This is a genomic window from Blastococcus jejuensis (genome assembly GCF_039534705.1).
Classification (GTDB): domain Bacteria; phylum Actinomycetota; class Actinomycetes; order Mycobacteriales; family Geodermatophilaceae; genus Blastococcus_B; species Blastococcus_B jejuensis.
Window position 1 is genome coordinate 93,966 of the sequence record NZ_BAAAVV010000005.1, and the last position, 23,990, is coordinate 117,955.

General features: G+C 73.4%; 25 protein-coding genes and 1 riboswitch. Of the genes, 4 read left to right on the plus strand and 21 right to left on the minus strand.

The genetic code is table 11. The features are described from left to right. Positions 1 to 147: 147 nt before the first annotated feature. From ABD644_RS11960 to pyrR, 9 genes are all read right to left on the minus strand, one after another. Positions 148 to 453 (minus strand): hypothetical protein, encoded by a 306-nt coding sequence (locus ABD644_RS11960; protein ID WP_344689109.1) that lies wholly within the window; start codon positions 451 to 453, stop codon positions 148 to 150. Then, positions 450 to 1,349: an orotidine-5'-phosphate decarboxylase gene (gene pyrF / locus ABD644_RS11965; RefSeq protein ID WP_344689110.1), complete on the minus strand. Its 900-nt coding sequence runs from the start codon at positions 1,347 to 1,349 to the stop codon at positions 450 to 452. Before pyrF ends, ABD644_RS11960 begins: the two co-directional genes overlap by 4 nt. Then, entirely contained in the window at positions 1,346 to 2,296 is a 951-nt protein-coding gene (locus tag ABD644_RS11970) for a dihydroorotate dehydrogenase (protein ID WP_344689112.1), read from the minus strand. Before ABD644_RS11970 ends, pyrF begins: the two co-directional genes overlap by 4 nt. Beyond that, positions 2,293 to 3,192, minus strand: a complete 900-nt coding sequence (locus tag ABD644_RS11975; RefSeq protein WP_344689113.1) for a dihydroorotate dehydrogenase electron transfer subunit — start codon at positions 3,190 to 3,192, stop codon at positions 2,293 to 2,295. Before ABD644_RS11975 ends, ABD644_RS11970 begins: the two co-directional genes overlap by 4 nt. Continuing rightward, positions 3,189 to 6,485 carry a carbamoyl-phosphate synthase large subunit gene (carB, locus tag ABD644_RS11980; RefSeq protein WP_344689114.1) on the minus strand — a complete coding sequence of 1,099 codons (3,297 nt, stop codon included), beginning with the start codon at positions 6,483 to 6,485 and terminating at the stop codon, positions 3,189 to 3,191. Before carB ends, ABD644_RS11975 begins: the two co-directional genes overlap by 4 nt. After that, positions 6,478 to 7,590 carry a glutamine-hydrolyzing carbamoyl-phosphate synthase small subunit gene (carA, locus tag ABD644_RS11985; RefSeq protein WP_344689115.1) on the minus strand — a complete coding sequence of 371 codons (1,113 nt, stop codon included), beginning with the start codon at positions 7,588 to 7,590 and terminating at the stop codon, positions 6,478 to 6,480. Before carA ends, carB begins: the two co-directional genes overlap by 8 nt. Continuing rightward, positions 7,587 to 8,876: a dihydroorotase gene (locus tag ABD644_RS11990; protein ID WP_344689116.1), complete on the minus strand. Its 1,290-nt coding sequence runs from the start codon at positions 8,874 to 8,876 to the stop codon at positions 7,587 to 7,589. Before ABD644_RS11990 ends, carA begins: the two co-directional genes overlap by 4 nt. 67 nt (positions 8,877 to 8,943) lie before the next feature. After that, positions 8,944 to 9,864, minus strand: coding sequence for an aspartate carbamoyltransferase catalytic subunit (locus ABD644_RS11995; RefSeq protein ID WP_344689117.1), 921 nt, complete (start codon positions 9,862 to 9,864; stop codon positions 8,944 to 8,946). Further along, positions 9,861 to 10,475 (minus strand): bifunctional pyr operon transcriptional regulator/uracil phosphoribosyltransferase PyrR, encoded by a 615-nt coding sequence (gene pyrR / locus ABD644_RS12000; RefSeq protein WP_344689118.1) that lies wholly within the window; start codon positions 10,473 to 10,475, stop codon positions 9,861 to 9,863. The genes ABD644_RS11995 and pyrR overlap by 4 nt, the downstream gene beginning before the upstream one ends. A gap of 249 nt (positions 10,476 to 10,724) precedes the next feature. On the opposite strand from pyrR, the gene bldD reads away from it, so the two are divergent. The 4 genes from bldD to ABD644_RS12020 all read left to right on the plus strand — a co-directional run bounded on the left by bldD (position 10,725) and on the right by ABD644_RS12020 (position 13,902). Beyond that, positions 10,725 to 11,276 (plus strand): transcriptional regulator BldD, encoded by a 552-nt coding sequence (gene bldD / locus ABD644_RS12005; protein ID WP_344689120.1) that lies wholly within the window; start codon positions 10,725 to 10,727, stop codon positions 11,274 to 11,276. A gap of 113 nt (positions 11,277 to 11,389) precedes the next feature. Next, a riboswitch (guanidine-III (ykkC-III) riboswitch) is annotated at positions 11,390 to 11,454 on the plus strand. A 12-nt stretch (positions 11,455 to 11,466) separates the two neighbouring features. Further along, positions 11,467 to 11,781 carry a DMT family transporter gene (locus tag ABD644_RS12010; RefSeq protein WP_344689121.1) on the plus strand — a complete coding sequence of 105 codons (315 nt, stop codon included), beginning with the start codon at positions 11,467 to 11,469 and terminating at the stop codon, positions 11,779 to 11,781. Positions 11,782 to 11,896: 115 nt separating this feature from the next. After that, positions 11,897 to 12,871 (plus strand): ABC transporter ATP-binding protein, encoded by a 975-nt coding sequence (locus ABD644_RS12015; protein ID WP_344689122.1) that lies wholly within the window; start codon positions 11,897 to 11,899, stop codon positions 12,869 to 12,871. After that, the gene (locus ABD644_RS12020; RefSeq protein ID WP_344689123.1) at positions 12,868 to 13,902 is read left to right on the plus strand and encodes a hypothetical protein; all 1,035 of its coding nucleotides are present in this window, start codon (positions 12,868 to 12,870) and stop codon (positions 13,900 to 13,902) included. Before ABD644_RS12015 ends, ABD644_RS12020 begins: the two co-directional genes overlap by 4 nt. Positions 13,903 to 13,914: 12 nt before the next feature. Here ABD644_RS12020 and ABD644_RS12025 read toward each other — a convergent pair whose 3' ends face one another. Genes ABD644_RS12025 through ruvX form a run of 12 tightly spaced genes read right to left on the minus strand, consistent with a single transcriptional unit; the run spans position 13,915 to position 23,955 of the window. Beyond that, on the minus strand, positions 13,915 to 14,493 hold the full coding sequence (locus ABD644_RS12025) for a nucleoside/nucleotide kinase family protein (protein ID WP_344689124.1): 579 nt from the start codon (positions 14,491 to 14,493) through the stop codon (positions 13,915 to 13,917). Continuing rightward, on the minus strand, positions 14,490 to 14,900 hold the full coding sequence (gene nusB / locus ABD644_RS12030) for a transcription antitermination factor NusB (protein ID WP_344689125.1): 411 nt from the start codon (positions 14,898 to 14,900) through the stop codon (positions 14,490 to 14,492). Before nusB ends, ABD644_RS12025 begins: the two co-directional genes overlap by 4 nt. A 17-nt stretch (positions 14,901 to 14,917) precedes the next feature. Continuing rightward, positions 14,918 to 15,478: an elongation factor P gene (gene efp / locus ABD644_RS12035; RefSeq protein WP_344689126.1), complete on the minus strand. Its 561-nt coding sequence runs from the start codon at positions 15,476 to 15,478 to the stop codon at positions 14,918 to 14,920. Further along, positions 15,478 to 16,581, minus strand: coding sequence for a M24 family metallopeptidase (locus ABD644_RS12040; protein ID WP_344689128.1), 1,104 nt, complete (start codon positions 16,579 to 16,581; stop codon positions 15,478 to 15,480). The genes efp and ABD644_RS12040 overlap by 1 nt, the downstream gene beginning before the upstream one ends. Continuing rightward, entirely contained in the window at positions 16,578 to 17,003 is a 426-nt protein-coding gene (aroQ, locus tag ABD644_RS12045; protein WP_344689130.1) for a type II 3-dehydroquinate dehydratase, read from the minus strand. Before aroQ ends, ABD644_RS12040 begins: the two co-directional genes overlap by 4 nt. Further along, complete coding sequence (aroB, locus tag ABD644_RS12050) at positions 17,000 to 18,064, minus strand: 3-dehydroquinate synthase (RefSeq protein ID WP_344689131.1); 1,065 nt, start codon at positions 18,062 to 18,064, stop codon at positions 17,000 to 17,002. Before aroB ends, aroQ begins: the two co-directional genes overlap by 4 nt. Beyond that, entirely contained in the window at positions 18,061 to 18,588 is a 528-nt protein-coding gene (locus tag ABD644_RS12055) for a shikimate kinase (protein ID WP_344689132.1), read from the minus strand. Before ABD644_RS12055 ends, aroB begins: the two co-directional genes overlap by 4 nt. Continuing rightward, positions 18,588 to 19,781 (minus strand): chorismate synthase, encoded by a 1,194-nt coding sequence (gene aroC, locus ABD644_RS12060; RefSeq protein WP_344689133.1) that lies wholly within the window; start codon positions 19,779 to 19,781, stop codon positions 18,588 to 18,590. Before aroC ends, ABD644_RS12055 begins: the two co-directional genes overlap by 1 nt. Positions 19,782 to 19,827: 46 nt before the next feature. Further along, positions 19,828 to 20,487, minus strand: a complete 660-nt coding sequence (locus tag ABD644_RS12065; RefSeq protein ID WP_344689134.1) for a prepilin peptidase — start codon at positions 20,485 to 20,487, stop codon at positions 19,828 to 19,830. A gap of 13 nt (positions 20,488 to 20,500) precedes the next feature. Then, positions 20,501 to 21,304, minus strand: a complete 804-nt coding sequence (locus ABD644_RS12070; protein ID WP_344689135.1) for a shikimate dehydrogenase — start codon at positions 21,302 to 21,304, stop codon at positions 20,501 to 20,503. Between the two features lie 24 nt (positions 21,305 to 21,328). Then, positions 21,329 to 23,365, minus strand: coding sequence for an endolytic transglycosylase MltG (gene mltG, locus ABD644_RS12075; RefSeq protein ID WP_344689136.1), 2,037 nt, complete (start codon positions 23,363 to 23,365; stop codon positions 21,329 to 21,331). Further along, positions 23,362 to 23,955, minus strand: a complete 594-nt coding sequence (gene ruvX, locus ABD644_RS12080; RefSeq protein WP_344689137.1) for a Holliday junction resolvase RuvX — start codon at positions 23,953 to 23,955, stop codon at positions 23,362 to 23,364. Before ruvX ends, mltG begins: the two co-directional genes overlap by 4 nt. Positions 23,956 to 23,990: the final 35 nt, after the last annotated feature.

Consider the following 23,990-nt stretch of genomic DNA (forward strand, 5'->3'; position numbering starts at 1 on the left):
GCGTTCACGCGTCGTTCACGTACGCAGTGACGATGCGTGATGCCCGCAGGTCAGCGGCATCCGGACGAGGCGGTTCCGGATGCCGCTCCACGGGCCGCCCGGCGAGCGGCACTGTGCGACACGCCGGGGCACGACACGCCGGACGGCTCAGCCGAGGGTGCTGCCACGCGCCCGGCGACGCCCGAGGAGCCATCCGCCGAACCCGGCCAGCACCAGCAGGCCGAGCACGACCAGGACCGCCCCGAGGGCGTGCTGCCGGGTCCACAGAACCGCACCGTCGGAGAACAGGATCAGGTCGCTCTGGTAGGCCTCGGTGATCGGCTCGAGGGGCGCCTCGCTCATGTACCCGGCCCAGCCGACGCCCGAAGAGTTGGCCGAGGCGAAGACGGCCACGCCCGCCACCGCCAGGACGCCGCCCAGCGCGGCGACCAGCCACGGCAGGGCCCGCCTCATGCGGAGAGCTCGGTGGCCCACCGGTCGGCGGCCACCCGCAGGGCGCCCGGGTCCGCACCGGCCCCCAGCACGCCGCGCGACACGGTGGGCAGGACGGCGCGATCGGTGCCGAACAGCCGGCGCAGGTCGGCCGGCGAGCCGCCCTGCGCGCCCAGTCCCGGGGCGAGGATCGGCCCGCCGAGGCTGTCGAGGTCGACGTCGAGCTCCGGCAGCGTGGCCCCGACGACGACGCCGAACGAGCCGGTCGAAGCCCCCCAGGAGCTCCGTTGATCACGGAACGAGGCGATGTCGGTCGGCGGGTCGGTCACCAGCCAGTCCGGGGTGTTCCAGCCGCGGACGGTGTCGACGACGGACTGCGCCACGGTCCGGTCCCCCACGACCGCGTGCTGGAAGGTGCCGGCGTCGGGGTTCGACGTGCGGGCGAGCACGAACAGACCGCCTCCGAAGTCCCTGGCCGTGCGGTGCGCCGGCGCCAGGGACTCCGGGCCGAGGTAGGGGCTGACCGTCATCGCGTCGACCTGCATCGGATGGTCGCTGCGCAGGTAGTCGGCGTAGGCCTCCATGGTCGAGCCGATGTCGCCGCGCTTGGCGTCGAGCAGCACCAGCGCGCCGGCGGACCGGATCTCGGCCACGGCCTCCTCGAGGACCGCGATCCCCCGCGACCCGAACCGCTCGTAGAAGGCCATCTGCGGCTTGAGGACGGCGACGGAGCCGGCCAGCGCCTCGACGACGAGTTCGGTGAAGCGGCGCAGCCCGTCGAGGTCGTCGCCGACCCCCCAGTCGATCAGCAGCGACCGGTGCGGGTCGAGACCGACGCACAGCGGTCCGCGCTCGGCCACCGCGCGGGCCAGCCGTTCGCCGAACCGCGGGCCGTCGGCGAAGCCGGGGCGCGTCATGCGTCCACCGGCCGGTGCGCGTGGCCGACGGCGTCCTGGAGCGAGGCGAACCCCCGGGCGGACAGCGCGGCCGCCAGCTCCTCGTGCACCCGGCCGAGCGCGGAGGGGTCGTTGAACACCGCCGTCCCGACGCTCACCGCCGAGGCTCCGGCGAGGACGAACTGCAGCGCGTCGAGCCCCGTGCGGATGCCGCCCATGCCGAGGATCGGCACCTGCGGCAGCGCCGCGTGCACCTGCCAGACGCAGCGCAGCGCGACCGGGCGGATCGCCGGGCCGGAGAGCCCGCCGGTGATCCCCCCGAGGACCGGGCGCATCGTGTCGGGGTCGATGACCAGGCCGAGCAGGGTGTTGATCATCGACAGGCCGTCGGCCCCGGCGTCGGTCACCGCACGGGCGACGGAGACGATGTCGGTGACGTCGGGGCTGAGCTTGGCGTAGACCGGGTGCGCCGGGTCGGCGGCGGCCCGCACCGCGGCGATGACGTCGGAGGCGGCGACCGGGTCGCAGGCGAACACCTCGCCGCGGCTCTCCACGTTCGGGCAGCTGATGTTGACCTCGAGGCCGAGCACCCCGGGCACGCCGCGCAGCCGCTCGGCCAGCTCGGCGAAGTCCTCGACGCGGGTGCCGGCGATCGAGACCAGCGAGCGCACGCCCCGCTCGGCCAGCCAGGGCAGCTCCTCGGCCAGCAGACCGTCGATGCCCGGCCCCTGGAGGCCGATCGAGTTGAGCATCCCGCTCGGCGTCTCGGCCATCCGCGGGGTCGGCCGGCCCGAGCGCGGGCGCAGTTGCACCGACTTGGTGACGACGGCGCCGATCGCGGTCAGGTCGACGAAGGGCTCCAGCTCGCGGCCGAACGCCGAGCAGCCCGAGGCGGTGAGCACCGGGCTCGGGATCGGCACCGACCCGATCGCCGTCCCCATGTCCACCGCGGTCTCGACGGCGGTCACGGCGCCACCACTCCCATCGCGTCGGCACCCACGAGGTCGTACGGCAGCTTCCCGACGTCGGCGAAGCGCACCCGGTCCCCGCCGAACACCGGCCCCTCGGCGCACGACCGGGCGAACCGGCTGCGGCCGTCCTCCCCGATCACCGGCAGCACGCACGTCATGCACACCCCGATCCCGCAGGCCATCGACTCCTCGACGGCGACATAGCTCGGCACCCCCGCCGCGGTGGCCAGCTCGCCGACCGCCCGCAGCATGCCCATCGGCCCGCACGCGTAGACGACACCGACGTCGGCGATCAGTTCCGCGGCCGGCTCGGAGACCCAGCCCCGGCGTCCGGCGCTGCCGTCGTCGGTGGTGACGACGACCTCGTCGGCGACGGACCCCAGTTCCTCCACCGAGCACAACCGGTCGGCCGAGGCCGCCCCGGCGATCGCGGTCACCGGCGAGCCCGTCGCGCGCAGCCGCTCGGCCAGCCCGACCAGGGCCGCGGCCCCGTACCCGCCGCCGACCACCAGAGCCGGCGTGCCGGGGGCGGGCATCGGGAACGGCCGGCCGAGCGGCCCGACGACGTCGATGACGTCCCCCGTCTGCAGCCCCGCCAGCCAGGTCGAGCCCGGCCCGTGGGCGGCCACGACCACCGTCACCACGCCGTCGCCGGTGCCGGCGATCGCGATGGAGCGGCGCAGCAGGCTTCCCGAGAGCGGACCACCGACGGCGAAGGCCACGAACTGCCCGGGGACGGCGGTGGCGGCGATCTCCGGCGCGGCCAGCCGCAGCTCGGTGTAGGCGTTGACCGGCCGACGGCCGACCACCTCCGCCACCCGCTGCACCGGCGGGTGTTCGGCCTTCGCAGCCGGCGCGGTCAGCGCGCCAGAATGGCCATTCTGGCCCTTCACGCGCGGCGTCCCGTCAGGGCGGCGTGCACCTCTTGGAGGCTGCGGACGCCGATCTCACCGCGGCGCAGCGCCTCCACCCCCTGCACGGCGGCGGCCATGCCCTGCACCGTGGTGATGCACGGGATCCCGGCCGCCACGGCGGCGGTGCGGATCTCGTAGCCGTCCAGCCGCGGCCCGCCGTTGCCCGGGGACCCGAACGGCGTGTTGACGACGATGTCGATCTCGCCGGCCAGGATCTTCTCGACGCAGTTGCCGGGGCCCTCGCTGTACTTGCCGACGACCTCGCAGTCGACGCCGTTGCGACGGAGCACCTGGGCGGTGCCGGACGTCGCCATCACCCGGAAGCCCAGGTCGGCGAGCCGCTTGACCGGGAAGATCGCCGAGCGCTTGTCCCGGTTGGCCAGCGAGACGAAGACGGTGCCCTCCGTGGGCAGCGACCCGTAGGCCGCGGCCTGGGACTTGGCGAAGGCCCGCCCGAACTCCGAGTCCAGGCCCATGACCTCGCCGGTGGACTTCATCTCCGGGCCGAGCACGGTGTCCACGCCATGGCCCTCCTCGGTGCGGAACCGGTGGAACGGCAGCACCGCCTCCTTGACCGCGATCGGCATGTCGTCGGGGAGGTCCGCGCCGTCACCGCTGGCGGGCAGGACGCCGGCCGCGCGCAGGTCGGCGATCGACTCGCCCACCGCGATCCGCGCCGCCGCCTTGGCCAGCTGGACGGCGGTGGCCTTGGAGACGAACGGCACCGTGCGGCTGGCCCGGGGGTTGGCCTCCAGCACGTAGAGGATGTCGTCCTTGAGCGCGTACTGGACGTTCATCAGCCCGCGGACGCCGATCCGCGCGGCCAGCTTCTCGGTGGCGGCCCGGATGTTGATCATGTCGGCCGAGCCGAGCGTGATCGGCGGCAACGCGCACGAGGAGTCGCCGGAGTGGATGCCGGCCTCCTCGATGTGCTCCATGACCCCGCCCAGGTAGAGCTCGGTGCCGTCGTAGAGGGCATCGGCGTCGATCTCGACGGCGTCCTCCAGGAACCGGTCGACGAGCACCGGGTGCTCCGGGCTGACGTCGGTGGCCTTGGCGATGTAGGCCTCGAGCGTGGCGTCGTCGTAGACGATCTCCATGCCCCGGCCGCCCAGCACGTAGGAGGGCCGGACCAGCACCGGGTACCCGACGGCCGCGGCGATCTCACGGGCCTCGTCGAACGTCGTCGCCATGCCGTGCTTCGGGGCGGACAGCCCGGTGTCGTGCAGCACGCGGGAGAACGAGCCGCGGTGCTCGGCGGCGTCGATGGCCTCCGGTGAGGTGCCCAGCACCGGGATCCCGGCGTCCTTGAGCCGTTGCGCCAGACCCAGCGGCGTCTGGCCGCCGAGGGTGCAGATGACCCCCGCCACCGGCCCGGCCGCCCGTTCCGCCTCGACGACCTCGAGCACGTCCTCGAAGGTCAGCGGCTCGAAGTACAGCCGGTCGGCGGTGTCGTAGTCGGTGGAGACGGTCTCGGGGTTGCAGTTGACCATCACCGCCTCGTAGCCGGCGTCCTGCAGCGCCATGACCGCGTGCACGCAGGAGTAATCGAACTCGATGCCCTGCCCGATCCGGTTGGGCCCGGAGCCGAGGATCAGCACGGCCGGCTTCTCGCGTGGCCGCACCTCGTTCTCCTCGTCGTAGGAGGAGTAGTGGTACGGCGTCTGCGCGGCGAACTCCGCGGCGCAGGTGTCGACCGTCTTGTAGACCGGCCGGATGCCGAGGCGCCAGCGCAGCGTCCGGACGCCGTCCTCACCGGCGAGCTCGGGCCGCAGCGCCGCCACCTGCCGGTCGGACAGCCCGAACCGCTTGGCCCTCCGCAGCAGCTCCGGCGTGAGGGACGGCGCCTCGCGCACCTGCGCCCCGATCTCGGACACCAGCGCGATCTGGTCCACGAACCACGGATCGAAACCACTGGCCGCCGCGACGTCCTCGACGCTGGACCCGGCGGCCAGCGCGGCCTCGGCGACGTAGAGCCGGCCGTCGACCGGGGTGCGCAGCGCCTCCAGCAGCTCCTCGGCGGAGCGCCCGTCGGCCGGGCCGGTCCAGAAGCCGGCGACCTTCGTCTCGGTCGACCGCATCGCCTTGCCCAGCGCCTCGGCGAAGTTGCGCCCCATGGACATGATCTCGCCGACGCTCTTCATCGTCGTGGTCAGCCGGGGGTCCGCGCCGGGGAACTTCTCGAAGGCGAACCGCGGGATCTTGACCACGACGTAGTCCAGCGTCGGCTCGAACGCCGCCGGCGTGACGCCGGTGATGTCGTTGGTGATCTCGTCGAGGGTGTAGCCGATGGCCAGCTTCGCGGCGATCTTGGCGATCGGGAAGCCGGTGGCCTTCGAGGCCAGGGCGCTCGAGCGGGAGACGCGCGGGTTCATCTCGATGACGACCAGGCGGCCGGTCTCGGGGTGGACGGCGAACTGGATGTTGCAGCCGCCGGTGTCCACCCCGACCGCGCGCAGCACCGCGATGCCGACGTCGCGCATCTGCTGGTACTCGCGGTCGGTGAGCGTCATCGCCGGGGCGACGGTCACCGAGTCGCCGGTGTGCACGCCCATCGCGTCGATGTTCTCGATGGAGCAGATGACCACAACGTTGTCGCTGCGGTCGCGCATCAGCTCGAGCTCGTACTCCTTCCAGCCGAGCACCGACTCCTCGATGAGCACCGTGTGCACCGGGGAGTCGGCCAGCCCGTGGCCGGCCATGCGGCGCAGCATCGCCTCGTCGGTGGCGATGCCGGAACCGAGGCCGCCCATGGTGAAGCTCGGCCGGATGACGACGGGGTAGCCGACCTCCTCGGCGGTGGCGATCGCCTCCTCGACGCTCGCGCAGACCGTGGAGCGCGGGGCGTCGGCGCCGATCGACCGGACGATGTCCTTGAACATCTGGCGGTCCTCGCCGCGGTTGATCGCGTCGACGTCGGCGCCGATGAGCTGGACGCCGTACTTCTCGAGGACGCCGTTCTCGTACAGCCCGATCGCGATGTTGAGCGCGGTCTGCCCGCCGAGGGTGGCCAGCAGCGCGTCGGGCCGCTCCTTGGCGATGACCTTCTCGACGAACTCGGGGGTCAGCGGCTCGACGTAGGTGGCGTCGGCGATGCCGGGGTCGGTCATGATCGTCGCCGGGTTGCTGTTGACCAGGCTGACCCGCAGGCCCTCGGCGCGGAGGACCCGGCAGGCCTGGGTGCCGGAGTAGTCGAACTCCGCGGCCTGGCCGATCAGGATCGGCCCGGAGCCGATCACCATGACGTGCTCGATGTCGGTCCGCTTAGGCACCCTTGTTCTCCTCCATCAGGTCGACGAACCGCTGGAAGAGCGGGGCGGCGTCGTGCGGGCCGGCCGCCGACTCGGGGTGGAACTGGACGCTGAAGGCCGGCACGTCGAGGCAGCGCAGACCCTCGACGACCTGGTCGTTGAGCCCGACGTGGCTGACCTCCACCCGCCCGTAGGGGGTGTCGGCGTGGCCCTCCAGCGGCGCGTCGACGGCGAAGCCGTGGTTGTGGCTGGTCACCCGCACCGTGCCGCTGACCCGGTCGAGCACCGGCTGGTTGAGCCCGCGGTGGCCGAAGCGCAGCTTGTAGGTGCCCAGGCCCAGGGCGCGGCCGAGGATCTGGTTGCCGAAGCAGATGCCGAACAGCGGCCGGCGGGCGTCGAGGACGCCCCGCACCGCCGCGACGGCGTAGTCGGCAGCGGCCGGGTCGCCCGGCCCGTTGGAGAGGAAGACGCCGTCGGGTCCGGCGGCCAGGAGGTCCGCCGCCGTGGCGGTCGCCGGCAGCACGTGGGTCTCGACGCCGAGCTCGGCCAGGTGCCGCGGGGTCGCCGTCTTGATGCCGAGGTCCAGCGCGGCGATCGTGAACCGCTTCTCCCCCACCGCCGGGACGACGTAGGGCTCGTCGGTGCTCACCTGCGGCGCGAGGTCCGCGCCCACCATGCTCTCGGACGCGCGCACCCTCTCCAGCAGTTCGTCGATATCCGTCCGCTCGCTGCTGATCCCGACCCGCATGGCGCCGCGGTCGCGCAGGTGGCGGGTCAGCGCGCGGGTGTCGATGCCGCTGATGCCGACGACGCCCTGCTTCGCCAGCTCGTCGTCCAGGCTGCCGGTGGAGCGCCAGTTCGCCGGGCGGCGGGCCGGGTCGCGGACGACGAAGCCCGCGACCCACATCCGCGAGCTCTCGTCGTCCTCGCCGTTGACCCCGGTGTTGCCGATGTGCGGGGCGGTCATGACGACGACCTGCCGGTGGTAGCTCGGGTCGGTCAGCGTCTCCTGGTAGCCGGTCATCCCGGTGGCGAACACCGCCTCGCCGACCGTCGTCCCGATGGCGCCGTACGCGTCGCCGCGGAAGCTCCGTCCGTCCTCCAGGACCAGGATCGCGTCGCTCACCGGTTCGCCTTGCCGTCGGTCACCGTCGGAACACCTCTCAGGAACGTGTGGACCACCCGGCCGGGCAGTTCCCGGCCGGCGTAGGGGCTGTTGCGGCTGCGGCTGGCCAGCGCCGCCGGGTCGACGGTGGCCCGGACGGCGGGATCGAACAGCAGCAGGTTGGCCGGCTCGCCGGGGGCCAGCGGGCGGCCGTGGCCCGTGAGACGGCCGATGACCGCCGGCCGGGTCGACATGCGGTCGGCGACCCCCTGCCAGTCGAGCAGGCCGGTCTCGACCATGGTCTCGACGACGACGGAGAGCGCCTGCTCGAGCCCGAGCATGCCGGGCCGGGCCGCGGCCCACTCGCTCTCCTTGTCCTCCACCGCGTGCGGGGCGTGGTCGGTGGCGACGGCGTCGATCGTGCCGTCGGCCAGCCCGGCGCGGAGGGCGGCGACATCCTCGGCCGTCCGGAGCGGCGGGTTGACCTTGAACACCGGGTCGTAGGACTCGGCGCACGCGTCGGTGAGCAGCAGGTGGTGCGGGGTGACCTCCGCGGTGACCTGCACGCCGCGCGCCTTGGCCCAGCGCAGCAGCTCCACGGAGCCGGCGGTGGAGACGTGGCAGACGTGCAGCCGGGCGCCGACGTGCCCGGCGAGCAGCACGTCGCGGGCGATGATCGCCTCCTCGGCAGCGGCCGGCCAGCCGGCCAGGCCCAGGCGGGCCGACCGGTCGCCCTCGTGCATCTGGGCCCCGAGGGTCAGCCGCGGCTCCTCTGCGTGCTGGGCGACGACGCCGTCGAAGGCCTTCACGTACTCGAGCGCCCGGCGCATCAACGCCGGGTCGGCGACGCAGTGCCCGTCATCGGAGAAGACCCGGACACGTGCCGCGGAGTCGGCCATGGCCCCGAGTTCGGCCAGTCGCTCGCCCGCGAGGCCCACGGTCACCGCCCCGACGGGGACGACGTCGACCAGACCGGCCTCCTGCCCGAGCCGCCAGACCTGCTCGACGACGCCGGCGGTGTCGGCGACCGGGTCGGTGTTGGCCATGGCGTGCACGGCGGTGAACCCGCCGAGCGCGGCGGCGCGGCTGCCGGTCTCGACGGTCTCGGCGTCCTCGCGGCCGGGCTCGCGCAGGTGGGTGTGCAGGTCGACCAGGCCGGGCAGCGCGATCAGCCCGTCGGCCTCGATCACCTCGGCACCCGGCACGGTCAGGTTCTCACCGATCGAGGCGATCCGACCGTCCGCGACCAGGATGTCGGCGGCCTCGCCGCCGAGCGGCCTCGCCCGCTTGATCAGGTAGCTGCTCACTGATCGACTCCTTTGCCGAGCGGCGTACGGACGCGTGGCCCTGCTGAGCCGGTCTTGGTGGGCATGGTCATGCGGGCGCCCCTCCGAGCAGCAGGTACAGCACGGCCATGCGCACGGAGACCCCGTTGCCGACCTGTTCGACGATCGTGGACCGGACGGAGTCGGCCACCTCGGCGGCGATCTCCATCCCGCGGTTCATCGGGCCCGGGTGCATCACGATCGCGTCGTCGGCGAGCGTGGCCATCCGGCGGGCGTCGAGGCCGTAGCGGCGGCTGTACTCGCGGGCGCTCGGGAAGAACGACGCGTTCATCCGCTCGGCCTGCACGCGCAGCATCATCACGACGTCGACCTTCGGCAGCACCGAGTCGAGGTCGTAGGAGACGTCGGCGGGCCAGCTGCCGACGCCGACCGGCAGCAGGGTGGGCGGGGCGACGAGGGTGACCTCCGCGCCGAGGGTGTGCAGCAGCCGCACGTTGGAGCGCGCGACCCGGCTGTGCAGGACGTCGCCGACGATCCCGACGCGCAGGCCTTCGAGCCGGCCGAGCCGGCGGCGCATCGTGTAGGCGTCGAGCAGCGCCTGGGTCGGGTGCTCGTGGGTGCCGTCGCCGGCGTTGACCACGCTCCCCTTCACCCAGTTCGCCAGCCGGTGCGGCGCCCCGGAGGCGTGGTGGCGGACGACGATCGCGTCGGCACCCATCGCCTCGAGGGTGAGTGCCGTGTCCTTGAGGCTCTCGCCCTTGGAGACGCTGCTGCCCTTCGCCGAGAAGTTGATGACGTCGGCGGAGAGGCGCTTGGCGGCCAGCTCGAAGCTGATCCGGGTGCGGGTGGAGTCCTCGAAGAAGAGGTTCACCACCGTGCGGCCGCGCAGCGTCGGCAGCTTCTTGACCTCGCGCCCGGCCAGCGCCTGGTCGATCTGCGCCGCGGTGTCGAGCACGAGGGTCGCGTCGGCGCGGTCGAGGTCGGACGATTCGAGCAGGTGGCGCTTCATGCGGGCTCCCCCTCGGTCACGAGCACCTCGTCGACGCCGTCGGTCTCGGCGAGATGCACCTTCACCTGCTGGCTCCGCGACGTCGGCACGTTCTTGCCGACGAAGTCGGCGCGGATCGGCAGCTCGCGGTGGCCGCGGTCGACCAGCACCGCCAGCTGGACCGCCTTCGGGCGGCCGAGGTCGCGCAGGGCGTCGAGCGCGGCACGCACCGACCGGCCGGAGTAGAGGACGTCGTCGACGAGGACGACCAGGCGGCCGTCGATACCGGCGTCGGGGAGCACGGTCGACTCCAGCGCCCGGACGCCGCGCAGCCGCAGGTCGTCGCGGTAGAGCGTGATGTCGACGGTGCCGACGTCGATCGGCGTGCCGGAGAACGCCTCGACGCGGGCGGCGAGCCGCCGGGCGAGCGGGGCCCCACGGGTCGGGATGCCGACGAGGACGAGATCGGAGAGGCCGCCGTCGGTCGCAGCGGAATCGATCGCTCTGTCGTCGCCCCGGGCGCACCGCTCGATGAGCTGGTGGGCCATCCGATCGACCACGCGGGCGACGTCGGCAGAGGAGAGCAGGGCACCGGACACGGGATTCCGGGCAGGCTCGGGAGAGCTGGCCATGAGGCCTCCTTCCCCGCCTCACTGGACGGGTCGTTAAAGGAGTGATGTGGACCGCCGACGACGGTACTGCACGCGCACGGGAGACCCCGACCGGGCATCGGGGCGCTCGGCGGCGGCGCGCCCGCACGCTGCGTAGCAGGTAGATGACCTACCCGGGAGGAGTGGCCGGGTGTTGCGTGATCCCCCTGACCAGTACGCTGCGTGACGAACTTGACCTTCCCGAGACGACGGACAGTGAGCAGGACAGCGATGAGTACCGACTACTCACGGGCGCTCGGCGCCCGGCTCCGCGCCATCCGCAACCAGCAGGGGTTGTCCCTGCAGGGAGTGGAGGACAAGTCGCACGGCCGCTGGAAGGCCGTCGTCGTCGGGTCCTACGAGCGGGGCGACCGCGCCGTCACGGTCCAGCGGCTCTCGGAGCTCGCCGTGTTCTACGGCGTGCCGGTGTCCGAGCTGCTGCCCGACCCGCGCCCCAGCTCCGCCGTCACCACCAACACCAAGATCGTGCTGAACCTCGAGTCGCTGGGCTCGCTGCCCGCCGACGAGGCCGGCCCGCTCGCCCGCTACGCCTCGACCATCCAGGCGCAGCGGCACGACTACAACGGCAAGGTCCTCTCCATCCGCGCGGAGGACCTCAAGTCGCTGGCGATCATCTACGACATGAGCCCCGACGAGCTCACCTCCCGGCTCATCGAGTGGGGGGTCCTCTCCCCCGGCATGGAGGGCATCGCCAGCATGGGCGGCGACGAGCTGGACGACGAGCTCGACCCGCACTGGGAGCGCCGCCGCTCTCCCCGCTGATCGAGCACGACGAGGGCCCCGACCGCACCGCGGTCGGGGCCCTCGCCATGTCTGACGGCGGCACCTGGTGGCGATGGTCACCGGCCGCGCGTCCGAACCCGTGCGAGGATCGGGACGGGTCCGGAACCGGACTCCCGGACGAGTGCGCCGTACCCGGACAGCGACAAGACGGCGTCCCCTGGGAGACACCGTGTACTGGCTCGTCCTCATCCTCTCCGGCGTGCTCGAAGCCGTGTGGGCCACCGCCCTGGGCCGGTCGGACGGTTTCACCCGCGCCCTGCCGACCATCGTCTTCGCGGTGGCGTTGGCGGGCAGCATGGCCGGTCTCGCCTACGCCATGCGGGGTCTCCCGATCGGCACCGCCTACGCCGTCTGGGTCGGTGTCGGTGCCGCGCTGACCGCCGGGTACGCGATGTGGTCCGGGCAGGAGCCGGCCTCGGTGGTCCGGGTGCTCCTGCTCGTGGGCATCGTGGGCTGCGTGGTCGGGCTCAAGCTCACGCACTAGCAGCCCGCCCCATCAGTAACGGATCGATTCGGTCTCGGCACGTGTCGTCGGCGGCCGACAGGGCTCCCCGTGTGCCAAGGTGCCCCCGATCGGTACCCGGAGCGAGGAGGGGCGCATGCCCGCCGTACAGATGGCCGGGGTCTCCAAGACCTACCGGCGCCGCGGCGGCATGCCGCAGAAGGCGCTGGACTCGCTCGACCTCGTCGTCGAGAACGGCGGGGTGCACGGCTTCCTCGGGCCCAACGGCTCGGGCAAGACGACGACGATCCGCGTGCTGCTCGGCCTGGTGGCCTCCGACGGCGACGGTGAGATCAGGCTGCTCGACCGTCCCGTGCCCGCCGGCCTTCCCGAGGTCATCGGCGGCGTGGGTGCACTGGTCGAGACGCCGCTGTTCTTCCCGAACTTCAGCGGCCGGCTCAACCTGCAGCTGCTGGCGGAGACCGCAGGGGTCTCGCGCAACCGCGTCGAGGAGTGCCTCGAGATCGTCGACCTGCGGGACCGCGCCGACGACCGGTTCAAGGGCTACTCGCTGGGCATGAAGCAACGCCTCGGCATCGCCGCCGCACTGCTCAAGTCACCGCGCCTGCTGATCCTCGACGAGCCGAGCAACGGCCTCGACCCGGCCGGCATCCGTGACGTCCGCGAGCTGATCCGCCGGCTGGGCCGTGACGGGCGGACGACGGTGCTGCTGTCCTCCCACCTGCTCGCCGAGATCCAGCAGGTGGCCGATCACGTGTCGATCCTCGCCCGTGGTCGCTGCGTCGCCTCCGGACCGGTGCACGAGGTGCTGGCCGCCGCCGCGTCGTCCGACGTGCGGGTCCGGGTGCCCGACCCGAGCGCGGCCGCGGCGGTCATCACCGGCGCGGGGTTCCGGGTCTCCCCCGGCACCTTCCCCGACGGCTCCCCCGACTGGTCGGTGATCGTCGTGCACGCCGTGACGTCGCCCGCGGACATCACCCGCCTGCTCGCCGAACACGGTCACTGGCTGGAGGAGCTCACCCGCGCGACGCCCGACCTGGAGAGCGCCTTCCTGGCGATCACCCAGGACCACCCCACCGCCGGGAACCCGATCCCTGGGAGCGCCGCGTGAGCACCGTCGTGGAACAGCCGCAGGCCGCCCCCGCCGACCCGCCCGCCGAGCGCACCCGCTCCGGCAGCCTGTTCCGCGCCGAGCTGCACCGGTTCCGGTCCCGCCGCTTCATCCAGGTGCTGGTCGGTCTCCTGGTCGTCGGGTGGGTCGCCGCGACGGTGATCGGCCTGCTGAACTTCGGCGAACCGACCGACGCCGACCGGGCCGACGCACAGGCGCAGATCGAGCAGATGGTCGAGGACCAGGAGTTCTACCGGCAACAGTGCCTGGACGACCCGAACCGTCCCGAGGACCTGCCGCCGGAGGAGGTCTGCGGGCCCCCGATGACCGCCGACGAATTCCGGGCCGAGGACTTCCTGACCAAGGCCCCGTTCGACCTCGAGTCCTCGGCCTCCGGGGGCGCGGTGGGATTCGGCGCGGCCGCCGCCGTCCTCGCCTTCCTGATCGGGGCGACGTGGATCGGCGCCGAGTGGTCGACCCGGTCGATCGTGGCCCTGCTCTTCTGGGTGCCGCAGCGCCTGCGCGTGATGGGCACCAAGATCGGCGTCCTGGTGCTGGGCGCGGCGGCCCTCGGCGTCCTCGCGCAGGTCGCCTGGCTGGCCATGGCCGGCATCCTGCGGGCCACCGTCGGTACCGACGCCGACCTGCCCGATGGCTTCTGGGGCGAGCTGCTCGGCACCCAGGCCCGCAGTGTGCTGCTCGTCGTCCTGGCCGCCGTGGGCGGATTCGGGCTGGCCAACGTGGTCCGCAACACCGGGGCGTCGCTGGGCATCGGGTTCGTCTACTTCGCCATCATCGAGACGGCGGTCGGCGCGTTCCGGCCTACCTGGCAACCGTGGCTGCTCACGAACAACGCCATCGGGCTCGCCATGCCCGACGGGTACACCGTCTACATCTGGGAGTCGGCGCGCCAGATGGAGCCCACCGAGTATCTGGTCACGAACCTGCAGGGCGGCGTCCTGCTGGCCGCGGTCACCACGGTGGTCGTCGCCATCGGCGTGGCCCTCTTCGCCAAGCGCGACCTGCACTGACGGCGCCGGGGGTCAGCAGTCCCAGCGCAGCACCCGCGGCTCGGCGGGGTCGGTGTTGTCGACGACCACGTCGGCCCACCCCTCCGGATCGGCCTCCTGCCGGTACAGCGCCTGACCGGGCAGGTAGCGCTCGCGGTACCTGCGCTCGACCTCGTCCGGGGAACCGTGGAACTCGACGTCCCGGACGAGCGCGCGCTGCAGGGTCGTCTCCTCCGGCACGGTGACGTACACCGACAGCGTCCACAGCGAGCGCAACTCCGGGCGCAGGAGGAAGACCCCGTCCACGACCAGGGTCTCCTGCCGTCCGTCGGCGGACCTACACGCCAGCATCAGCGCGGGCAGGTCGAACAAGTCGCGGTAGTACCCCTCCGGCGAGAGTTCGCCCCGCCGGTACCGCTTGTGGCTCGGGTGCAGGAAGTCGTCGGCGGACACGCGGCGCACGGGGCCCGGCAGCGCGGCGGACAGCCGGCCGGCGAGGGTCGTCTTTCCGGCGGCGTCCGGACCGTCGATGCCGACGAGCACGCGGCCATCGCGCCGCCGGCGTTCGTCGACGACGTCGACCAGCCGGGCGACCAGGTCCACGGACCTCACGCCTGGGTGGGTACCTCGGCGGCCAGGATCGCGCCGAGCACGCCGTTGACGTAGGCGGGTGAGTCGTCGGTGGACAGCGTCTTGGCCAGCTCCACCGCCTCGTCGATGACCACGGCGTCGGGGACGTCCTCGGCCCAGAGCAGCTCGAAGACGGCCATGCGCAGGATCGCCCGGTCGACGTCGGGCAGGCGGTCGAGCGACCAGTTCGACGCGTGCTGCTCGATCAGCGCGTCGATGCGGCCGGCGTGCTCGGCGACCCCCTCGACCAGGCGCACGGTGTGCTCCGGCACGGGCGGGTTGCCCGTCTCGATCCGGTCGCGGAGCACCGCGAGCCGGTCGCCGCCACGGACGTCGGCCTCGTACAGGACGTCGACGGCGCGCTTGCGCGCCTTGGTGCGTGCGGCCATGTGCAGCTACCGGGACTTCAGTTGACGCGGCCGAGGTACCGGCCGTCGCGGGTGTCGACCTTCAGCTTCTCGCCGGTGGTGATGAACAGCGGCACCTGGATCTGGGCGCCGGTCTCGAGCGTGGCGGGCTTGGTGCCGCCGGTGGAGCGGTCGCCCTGCAGGCCCGGGTCGGTGTGCTCGACCACGAGCTCCATGGTGACGGGCAGCTCGACGTACAGCGGCGTCGAGTCGTGGACGGCGACGATCACCTCGGTGTTCTCGAGCAGGTAGTCCGCGCCCCCGCCGACCGTCTCGGCCGACACGTGGATCTGGTCGAACGTGTCGCCGTCCATGAAGACGAAGTCGGAGCCGTCCTTGTACAGGTAGGTCATCGAGCGCTTGTCGACGTTGGCGGTCTCGACCTTGGTGCCGGCGTTGAAGGTCTTGTCGACGACCTTGCCCGAGAGCACGTTCTTCAGCGTCGTCCGCACGAAGGCGCCGCCCTTGCCGGGCTTGACGTGCTGGAAGTCGGTCACCGTCCAGAGCTGGCCGTCCAGGTTGAGGACGATGCCGTTCTTCAGGTCGTTGGTGGTAGCCATCAGAGGACCAGCAGTTCCTTGCTCGTGAGGGTCAACAACTCGGGCGCGTCGTCCGTGACGATCAAGGTGTCCTCGATCCGGACACCGCCGTGGCCGGGCAGGTAGACGCCCGGCTCCACGGTGACGGCCATTCCGGCGGCCAGCGTACCCGCGCCGAGGGGGCCGATGCCGGGCGCCTCGTGGATCTCCAGGCCCACACCGTGCCCGAGCCCGTGGGTGAAGTGCCCCCCGTGCCCGGCGGCGACGATGACGTCGCGGGCTGCCTGGTCGACGGCGACGACGTCGGCGCCCACGGCCAGCGCGGCCCGGCCGGCGGCCTGCGAGGCGGCCACCAGCTCGTAGATGTCCCGCTGCCAGTCGGCCGCGTGCCCCAGCACGACGGTGCGGGTCATGTCGGAGTGGTAGCCGTCGACGGTCGCGCCGAAGTCGAGCTTGAGGAAGTCACCGTCGCGCAGGACGGTGGCGTCGGGCCGGTGGTGCGGGATCGCCGAGTTGGCCCCGGTGGCCACGATCGTCTCGAACGACGGCGCCTCGGCCCCCAGCCGCAGCATCCGCGCGTCGAGTTCCCGGCCCACCTCGAGCTCGGTCCGGCCGGGGCGCAGGGCCCCTTCCGCGGCCAGCTCGGCGAGCGCCTGGTCGGCGACCGCGCAGGCCCGGCGGAGCGACTCGATCTCGTCGTCGTCCTTGATCGCCCGCTGGGCCTCGACCGCCCGTCGGACCGACGCCAGCTCCGGGGCCGTCCCCCCGGCGGCCGTGTCGGCCAGCACCTTCTCGAGCATCGCCAGTCCGTCGACGGTGACGTCGTGGGACTCGAAACCGATCCGCCCGGCGCCTCGCCGCACCGCCTCGGCCGCGAGCGCGGCGACGGTGGCGCGGTCGACCAGCACCTCGACGTCGGGCACCTGCGCGGCGGCCTGCGTCGTGTACCGGCCGTCGGTGCCGAACAGGTCGGCCCCGTCGGTGCGCACCAGCAGCGCACCGTTGGATCCGGTGAACCCCGTCAGGTAGCGGACGTTGAGCAGGTTGGTGACCAGGACGGCGTCCAGCCCGCGCTCGGCGGCGGTGGCCCGGAGCGTGTCGCGCCGTTCGGCGGCCCCACTCACCGCTGGGCGATCCACTGCAGGGCGAGCACGTACCCGAGCACCCCGAACCCGGCGATCACCCCGTCGGCGACGGCCGACACGTACGAGTGGTGCCGGAACTCCTCGCGCTGGTGGATGTTGGTGATGTGCACCTCGACCAGCCCGGCGGTCAGCTGGGCCAGCGCGTCGCGGAGCGCGATCGAGGTGTGCGACCAGGCCGCCGGATTGAGCACCACCGGGTCGCCGGCGTCGGCGGCCGCGTGCACCCAGCCGAGCATCTCGGCCTCGTCATCGGTCTGGCGCACCTGCACCTCGACCCCGAGGTCCCGGCCGGTCGCTTCGAGCAGCTCGACCAGCTGTGCGTAGGTGGTCGTCCCGTACTTCTCCGGCTCGCGCAGGCCGAGCCGGCCGAGGTTGGGGCCGTTGAGCACCTGGATCGTCATGCGGGGGCTCCTTCATCAGAGACGGCTGCCCAGGCGGCGTCGAGCCAGGCCTGTTGTGGATCGGTCAGGATCGTGGGATTGCCCAGACCGTCGAGGACGACGAAGCGCAGCGACGCGCCGCGGGCCTTCTTGTCCACGCGCATGACGGCCTGCAGCTTCGCCCAGTCGCCGGCGTACGTCGTGGGCAGGCCCATGGCCCCGATCAGGCCGCGGTGCCGGTCGACCTGGGCGGGGGTGAGCAGCCCGGCCTGCCCGGCGAGCTCGGCGGCGAACACGAGCCCCACGGCGACGGCCTCGCCGTGCCGCCAGCCGAAGTCCTCGACGCGCTCGATCGCGTGGGCCAGCGTGTGCCCGTAGTTGAGGAACTCCCGGCGCCCCACGTCGTAGAGGTCCTCCCCCACCGCGTCGGCCTTCACCTGCACCGCGCGGGCCACGAGTTCCTCGGTGTCGCGCCGCCCGGTCGGGTCGGCGTCGAGCAGGTCCAGGATCACGCCGTCGGCGATGAAGCCGCACTTGACCACCTCGGCCAGCCCCGACCGGAACTCGGCCTCGGGCAGCGCGGCCAGCGCGTCGGTGTCGGCCAGCACGGCCGCGGGCGGGTGGAACGCGCCGACCAGGTTCTTGCCCGCGGCCGTGTTGATGCCCGTCTTCCCCCCGACCGCCGCGTCGACCATGCCGAGCAGGCTGGTCGGCACCTGGACGACGCGGATGCCCCGGGTCCAGGTGGCGGCGAGGAATCCGGCCAGGTCGGTGACCGCTCCCCCGCCGATGCCGACGACGGCGTCCGAGCGGGTCAGCCCGAGCCGACCGAACTCCTCCCAGGCTGCGGCGGCGACCTCGGCGGTCTTCGCCGCCTCGCCGTCGGGGACGACGACCGTCTCCGCCGCGAGGCCCGCGGCCCGCAGCGTCTCCACCGCTGCCCCGGCGGCCGCGGCCAGCGGCGGCGCGTGGACCACGGCGACGCGCGCGGCACCGTCGAGCACGCGTCCCAGCTCGGCCTGGGCGCCCCCGCCGATGACGACCTCGTAGGGCTGCGGCCCCTGCACCTGGATGCGCCTCACCGTGCGGTCCCTGGGAGCGACCCGAGGATCTCCGCCACGACGTCGTCCGGACGGCGGTCGCTCGTGACGACGGTGCGGGTCGCGACCTCGCCGTAGAGCGGTGCGCGCTGCTCGAGCATGGTCCGCAGCATCGCGCGCGGGTTGACACCGAGGATCGGACGGTCGCGGGACAGCCCGACCCGCTTGGCCGCCGAGCGCAGGTCCACGTCGAGCCAGACCACCGTGCCCCCTGCCCGGCCATAGGCGACCAGCAGGGCGCGGGTGTCGGCACTGGTCACCGCGCCACCGCCGAGGGCGAGGACGCCGGCATGCTCGGCCAGCGCCTGAGCCACCGCGACCTCCTCCAGCGCGCGGAAGTGCGGCTCGCCGTGCTCGACGAAGACGTCGGCGACGGTCGCGCCGGCCTTCGCCTCGATGTCCCGGTCGGTGTCGCGGAACTCCGCGCCCAGGGCAGCGGCGACCGCCGTCCCGACGGTGGTCTTGCCCGACGCCGGCGGCCCCACGAGGACGAGCAGGGGTGCCATCACCGGTAGGGCAGGGCGTCGAGGTAGGCCCGCGCGTTGCGGCGGGTCTCGGCCACCGAGTCGCCGCCGAACTTCTCCAGGACTGCGTCGGCGAGCACCAGGGCGACCATCGCCTCCATGACGACGCTGCCGCGCGGCACCGCGCACGCGTCGCTGCGCTGGTTGATCGCCACGGCCGGCTCGCCGGTCGCCGTGTCGATGGTGGCCAGCGCGCGGGGCACGGTGGAGATCGGCTTCATCGCCGCCCGGACCCGGAGGACCGCGCCGTTGGTCATGCCGCCCTCGATGCCCCCGGCCCGGTCGGTGAGCCGCTGCACGCGGTGTTGGCCGCCCACCGGATCCACCAGCTCGATCTCGTCGTGCGCGACCGAGCCGCGGCGCCGGGACGTCTCGAGCCCGTCACCGACCTCGACCGCCTTCACCGACTGCACGCCCATCAGCGCGCCGGCCAGGCGGGAGTCCAGCCGCCGGTCCCAGTGCACGTGGCTGCCCAGGCCCGGCGGCAGGCCGTGGACGACGACCTCGATGACGCCGCCGAGGGTGTCGCCGTTCTTCCGGACGTCGTCGATCTCGGCGACCATGCGCTCGCTGGTCGCCGGGTCGGCGCAGCGCACCGGGTCCTCGTCGATCAGCGGGTTGTCCTGGGGCCCGGGCAGCACCCCGTCGGGCACGACCACCGGTCCGATGCCCACGACGTGGCTGACCACCTCGGCGCCGACCGTCTGGCGCAGGAACGCCGCCGCGATCGCACCGAGGGCCACCCGGGCCGCGGTCTCACGGGCGCTCGCGCGTTCGAGCACGGGCCGGGCGTCGTCGAAACCGTACTTCTGCATGCCGGCGAGGTCGGCGTGGCCGGGGCGCGGCCGGGTCAGCGGAGCGTTGCGCGCCTGCCCCTCGAGCACCTCGGCGTCGACCGGGTCGGCGGACATGACCGTCTGCCACTTGGGCCACTCGGTGTTGCCGATCTGCACCGCGATGGGCCCGCCCTGGGTGCGGCCGTGCCGGACACCGCCGGTGAGGGTGACCTCGTCCTGCTCGAAGGACATGCGCGCGCCGCGGCCGTGACCCAGCCGGCGCCGCGCCAGCGCGGCGTCGATGTCGGAGGTCTGCACCTCCACCCCGGCGGGCAGCCCCTCGAGCACGGCGGTGAGCTGCTGACCGTGCGACTCCCCTGCGGTCAGCCAGCGCAACATGCCCGGGATTCTGCCAGGCGAGGACCGCGGCCCCGGCAGCGGCGGCTCAGCCGAGCGCGGCCGAACCGGTCAACGCCAGTGCGAACACAGCGCCGGCGATCAACGGCGGGCCGAAGGGGATGGCGGACCGCCAGCCGACCCGGCGGGTGACGAGCAACCCGACCGAGACCAGGGCACCGGTCAGCAGCCCGAGGAGCACCCCGGCGAGCAGCACGCCCCACCCCACCCAGCCGAGCAGCAGGCCGAGCACGCCGAGCAGCTTGACGTCGCCGAAGCCGAGCCCGGCCGGGGAGATGGCCGCGGCCAGCGCCGCCACCCCGAACGCGGCCGCGCCGGCCAGCACCGCGCGCAGCAGGGCCGGCCAGGTGTCGTGGACGGCGGCGTCGACGAGCAGGGCGGTCGCGACGACGACGGCCGCCGGGTAGGTGACGCGGTCGGGCAGCCGGTGGGTGGCCAGGTCGACCGCCCCGAGCACGACGGCCGCCCCGGCGGCCCATGCGAACGCGGCACCGGCGGGGCGCAGACCGGTGAGCAGGGCGGCCCCCGCGAGCAGCGCGGCGAAGACCGCCGTCACGACCACGGTCCGTGCCGCGGTCGGGCGCGCGGCGTCGTCGCGGGCCGCCAGCCGGGCGGCGACGACCGCGAGCCACGGGCCCACGGCGACGGCGCACACGAGCGCGGCGCCGAGCAGGACCGGCCGGGTCACCTCCACCGGGAGGTCAGCGGGTGGTGACGGCGGCGTCGAGCGCCGCGCGCATGGCGCCGATCGGCGCGGCCTGCCCCGTGAACAGCTCCACCTGGACGGTGGCCTGCCAGAACAGCACCTCGAGCCCCCCGATGACCGTGCCGCCCACGGCGGCCACGCGCTGGGCCAGCGGGGTCGGCCAGGGCGCGTAGAGCACGTCGAGGACGGTCTGCTCCGAGCGCCACGGCAGGGCGAGCAGGTCGGGCTGCGCGGCGAGGGGAACGGTGCTGACGACCACGGGAGCGGCGAGGTCGGCGGCGGCCAGCGGGGTGACGGTCGTCGACACCCCCAGGACGTCGAAGACCCGCCGCAGGTCCGCTGCCCGGGACGGCTCCCGGACGACGACGTCGACGTGCCGGGCCCCCAGCGACGAGAGCGCGACGGCCGCGGCCGCCGCCGTCCCCCCGGCACCGACGAGCACCGCGTGGTCGACCTGCTCCACGCCGCCGAGTTGCAGGGCCATGCCGACGCCGGTGACGTCGGTGTTCTCCGCGCGCCAGCCGGTCTCCGTGCGGACCAGCGTGTTCGCCGCGTGCAGCAGCCGCGGCAGCGGCTCGACCTCGTCGGCGACGTCGACCGCCGCCTGCTTGCACGGCATCGTCACCGAGAACCCGCGCCACTCCTCGCCGAGCCCGGCGAGCAGTGGCGTCAGGTCCTCGGCACCGACGTCGAGGGCGTCGTAGGTCCAGTCGGTGAGCCCGAGCGCCGCGTACGCCGCCCGGTGCAGCAACGGGGAGAGCGAGTGCGAGACCGGGCGGCCGAGGACGGCTGCCCTCATCCCGCTGTCCTCATCCCGCTGCCCTCATCCTTCGGGGTTCTCCCGCAGCCACTGCCGGAAGATCTCCACGTTCGCCGCGTGCTCCTCGGCCGTGGCCGCGAACCGCGTCTCGCCGGTGTCCGGGTCGACGACGACGAAGAACAGCCAGTTCCCGTCGGCCGGGGCGAGCGCTGCCTGCAGCGCCACCTCGCCGGGGTTGCTGATCGGCCCCGGCGGGAGGCCCGAGTGCACGTAGGTGTTGTACGGCGAGGGATTGGCGCGGTCCTCCGCGGTCGTCGTGATACCGCTCTTGCCGTTGGCGTAGTTGACCGTCGTGTCCAGCTGGAGCGGCATGTCGATGGCGATGCGGTTCTCCAGCACCCGGGCGACCTTGGCCATGTCCTCGGGCGAGGCTGCCTCGGCCTGCACGATGCTGGCCTCGGTGAGCACCTCCTGCAGCCGGTCGGCCGGGATCTGCAGTTCGGTGAACGCCTGGTTGGCCCGCGCGACCATCGCCCGCAGCATCTCGACCGCGGGCGTCTCCGGCTCGAAGTCGTAGGTGGCCGGGAACAGGAAGCCCTCGAGCGACCCGTTGGTCCAGGCCGGCAGACCGAATGCGGCGGGGTCGGCGGTCGCCGCCGCCTGCAGCTCCTCGACCGGCACGCCGGTGGCGTCCGCCAGCCGGGCCAGGGTGGCCGCGGCGGTCAGCCCCTCGGGCACGGTGACCCGGGAGACCAGCCGCGCGACGGGGTCGAGCAGCCGGTCGAGCGCCGCCTGGCCGCTCATCTTCTCGCGCAGGCCGTAGACGCCGGGCTGGATGCCCATCGCGGCGGGGTCGGTCTCGGCGGCGTCGATGAACGGACCGATCGAGGCGATGACCCCGGCGTCGACGAGCGTGCGGGCGATGTCGCTGAGCGTGTCGCCGTCCTTGACCCGCACCTCGACCTCTCCACTGCCCTGACCTGCGTAGTCGCGCGAGGACGGGTCGATCAGTCCGAGCAGCGCCTGGCCGCCGACGACGATGCCCACGACCAGGCCGGCGAGCACGAGCAGGGACACGATGACGGCCCACGGCCGGCGGCGGCGGTGCCGCCGTCCGCTGCGGGGGTCGTACGGGGCGATCGGGATCTCGTCGTCGTGCAGGTCGTCGTGCAGGTCGTGGTCGCGCGCGTCCTGGTCGTGGTCATACAGGTCGTGGTCGTGCAGGTCGTCGTCGCGCAGGTCGTCGTCGTGGTGCTCGTCGACGTAGCGGCCCGACCGCTGGTCGGCATCGTGCGCGTAGTCGGGATCGGCATCGACATCGGCGTCGTGCTCGAAGTCGTGCCCGGCGTCGTGCCGATCGGCGGCACGCCGGCGGCGGAACAGACCCCGGCGGCGGCCGTGGTCCTCGACGTGGGCGCCGATGACGTCCAGCCCACCGGTGTGGTCGTGGTCGTCCCACATCGCGGGGTCGAGGTCGTGCGCGTCGGTGACGTCGTCGGAGTGCTCGGCGTGGCGCCCCGCGTGCGGGCCGGGAAACAGCGGGCTGGCGATCGTCTCGTCGTCGGCCGGGACGTCCTGCCGGGGGTGCAGCCGGTCCCACACGCCCGCGGGGCGGGGCGGGAGCGGCGCTGAGGGGTGCTCGGTGTCGGAGAAGTGCTGCGGGGGCTGGTCGGCGGGCCGGTCGTCCCGGCCGTGCCGGGCGCTGAGCTGCCCCGCGGGGGCGTCGCTGCAGCCGTGGGCCCACCACTCGGGCTCGACCAGGGGGCCGGTCTCGTCCGCGAACCGGTCGAGGACGCGGGAGGGGCGGAGCCCACCGGTGGGGCGCTCGGCCGCCTCGAAGGAGTGCCGCGGCAGGTCGGCGCGGGAGGTGCTGACCGGCTGGATACGAGACTGCGGAACCGCGAAGCGGTTGGGCTCGTAGCGCGAGGGCTCGTAGCGGGGGGCCTCGTGACCGGGCGCCATGTCGCGGCGGGCCCCGGCCTCGAACGAGCGCGGGTCGAAGGCCATCGCCTCGTAGGCGCGGGGGTGGAAGGCGCCGGCGGCGCCGTCGTCCGCCGAGGAGTGTCGTCCCCGTCGGTCCGGCCCGCCGGTCGCGCTCACGACCGGGCCCGCCTGCCGTCGAGGAACTGTTGCAGGATGACCACGGCTGCCGCCTGGTCGATCACGGAGCGCTGCTTGCGGCTGTCGATGCCGCCTGCACGCAGGTGACTGGCTGCGGTCACGGTCGAGAGCCTTTCGTCGATCAGATGCACGGGCACATCCGCTATGCGGTCGGCCAGTGCCTGAGCGTAATCGCCGGCGTCCGCTGCGGACGCGCCCGACGCACCCGAGAGGTGCACCGGCTCTCCCACCACTACCTCGGTCACCTCGTGTTCCACCACGAGCGCCACGAGCCGGTCCAGATCGGACCCGTCCTTGGCTCGCTTGAGGGTCTCGAGCGGGCTCGCGAGCGTCCCGGTCGGGTCGGAGAGGGCCAGGCCGACGCGGACGGTGCCGACGTCGACGCCCAGCACGCGGCCGGTGGGCCGGGACCGCTCCGGCCGCGGCGGCACCTTCAGGTGCTGCGGCCAGCCCTTCGACAGGTCGATCTCGCTGGTCTCGTTCGAGACCGGCGGGAACCCGCGGGTCAGGTCGATCTCCGTCGTCGGGTGGTACTCCGGCTGCGCCGGACGCGGCCGCGCCGGCGGCACCGCCGGCAGCTCGCGCCGCCGCCCACCGACGGGAC

Excerpts from the sequence above, each read along its gene's own strand:
- efp (WP_344689126.1), bottom strand. The coding sequence starts at position 15,478 with ATGGCTACCACCAACGACCTGAAGAACGGCATCGTCCTCAACCTGGAC.
- aroC (WP_344689133.1), bottom strand. The coding sequence starts at position 19,781 with ATGTTGCGCTGGCTGACCGCAGGGGAGTCGCACGGTCAGCAGCTCACC.
- ABD644_RS11995 (WP_344689117.1), bottom strand. The coding sequence starts at position 9,864 with ATGAAGCGCCACCTGCTCGAATCGTCCGACCTCGACCGCGCCGACGCG.
- ABD644_RS12055 (WP_344689132.1), bottom strand. The coding sequence starts at position 18,588 with ATGGCACCCCTGCTCGTCCTCGTGGGGCCGCCGGCGTCGGGCAAGACC.
- ABD644_RS12015 (WP_344689122.1), top strand. The coding sequence starts at position 11,897 with ATGCCCGCCGTACAGATGGCCGGGGTCTCCAAGACCTACCGGCGCCGC.
- pyrR (WP_344689118.1), bottom strand. The coding sequence starts at position 10,475 with ATGGCCAGCTCTCCCGAGCCTGCCCGGAATCCCGTGTCCGGTGCCCTG.
- aroQ (WP_344689130.1), bottom strand. The coding sequence starts at position 17,003 with ATGACGATCCAGGTGCTCAACGGCCCCAACCTCGGCCGGCTCGGCCTG.
- bldD (WP_344689120.1), top strand. The coding sequence starts at position 10,725 with ATGAGTACCGACTACTCACGGGCGCTCGGCGCCCGGCTCCGCGCCATC.
- ABD644_RS12070 (WP_344689135.1), bottom strand. The coding sequence starts at position 21,304 with ATGAGGGCAGCCGTCCTCGGCCGCCCGGTCTCGCACTCGCTCTCCCCG.
- pyrF (WP_344689110.1), bottom strand. The coding sequence starts at position 1,349 with ATGACGCGCCCCGGCTTCGCCGACGGCCCGCGGTTCGGCGAACGGCTG.
- nusB (WP_344689125.1), bottom strand. The coding sequence starts at position 14,900 with ATGGCCGCACGCACCAAGGCGCGCAAGCGCGCCGTCGACGTCCTGTAC.
- ABD644_RS11960 (WP_344689109.1), bottom strand. The coding sequence starts at position 453 with ATGAGGCGGGCCCTGCCGTGGCTGGTCGCCGCGCTGGGCGGCGTCCTG.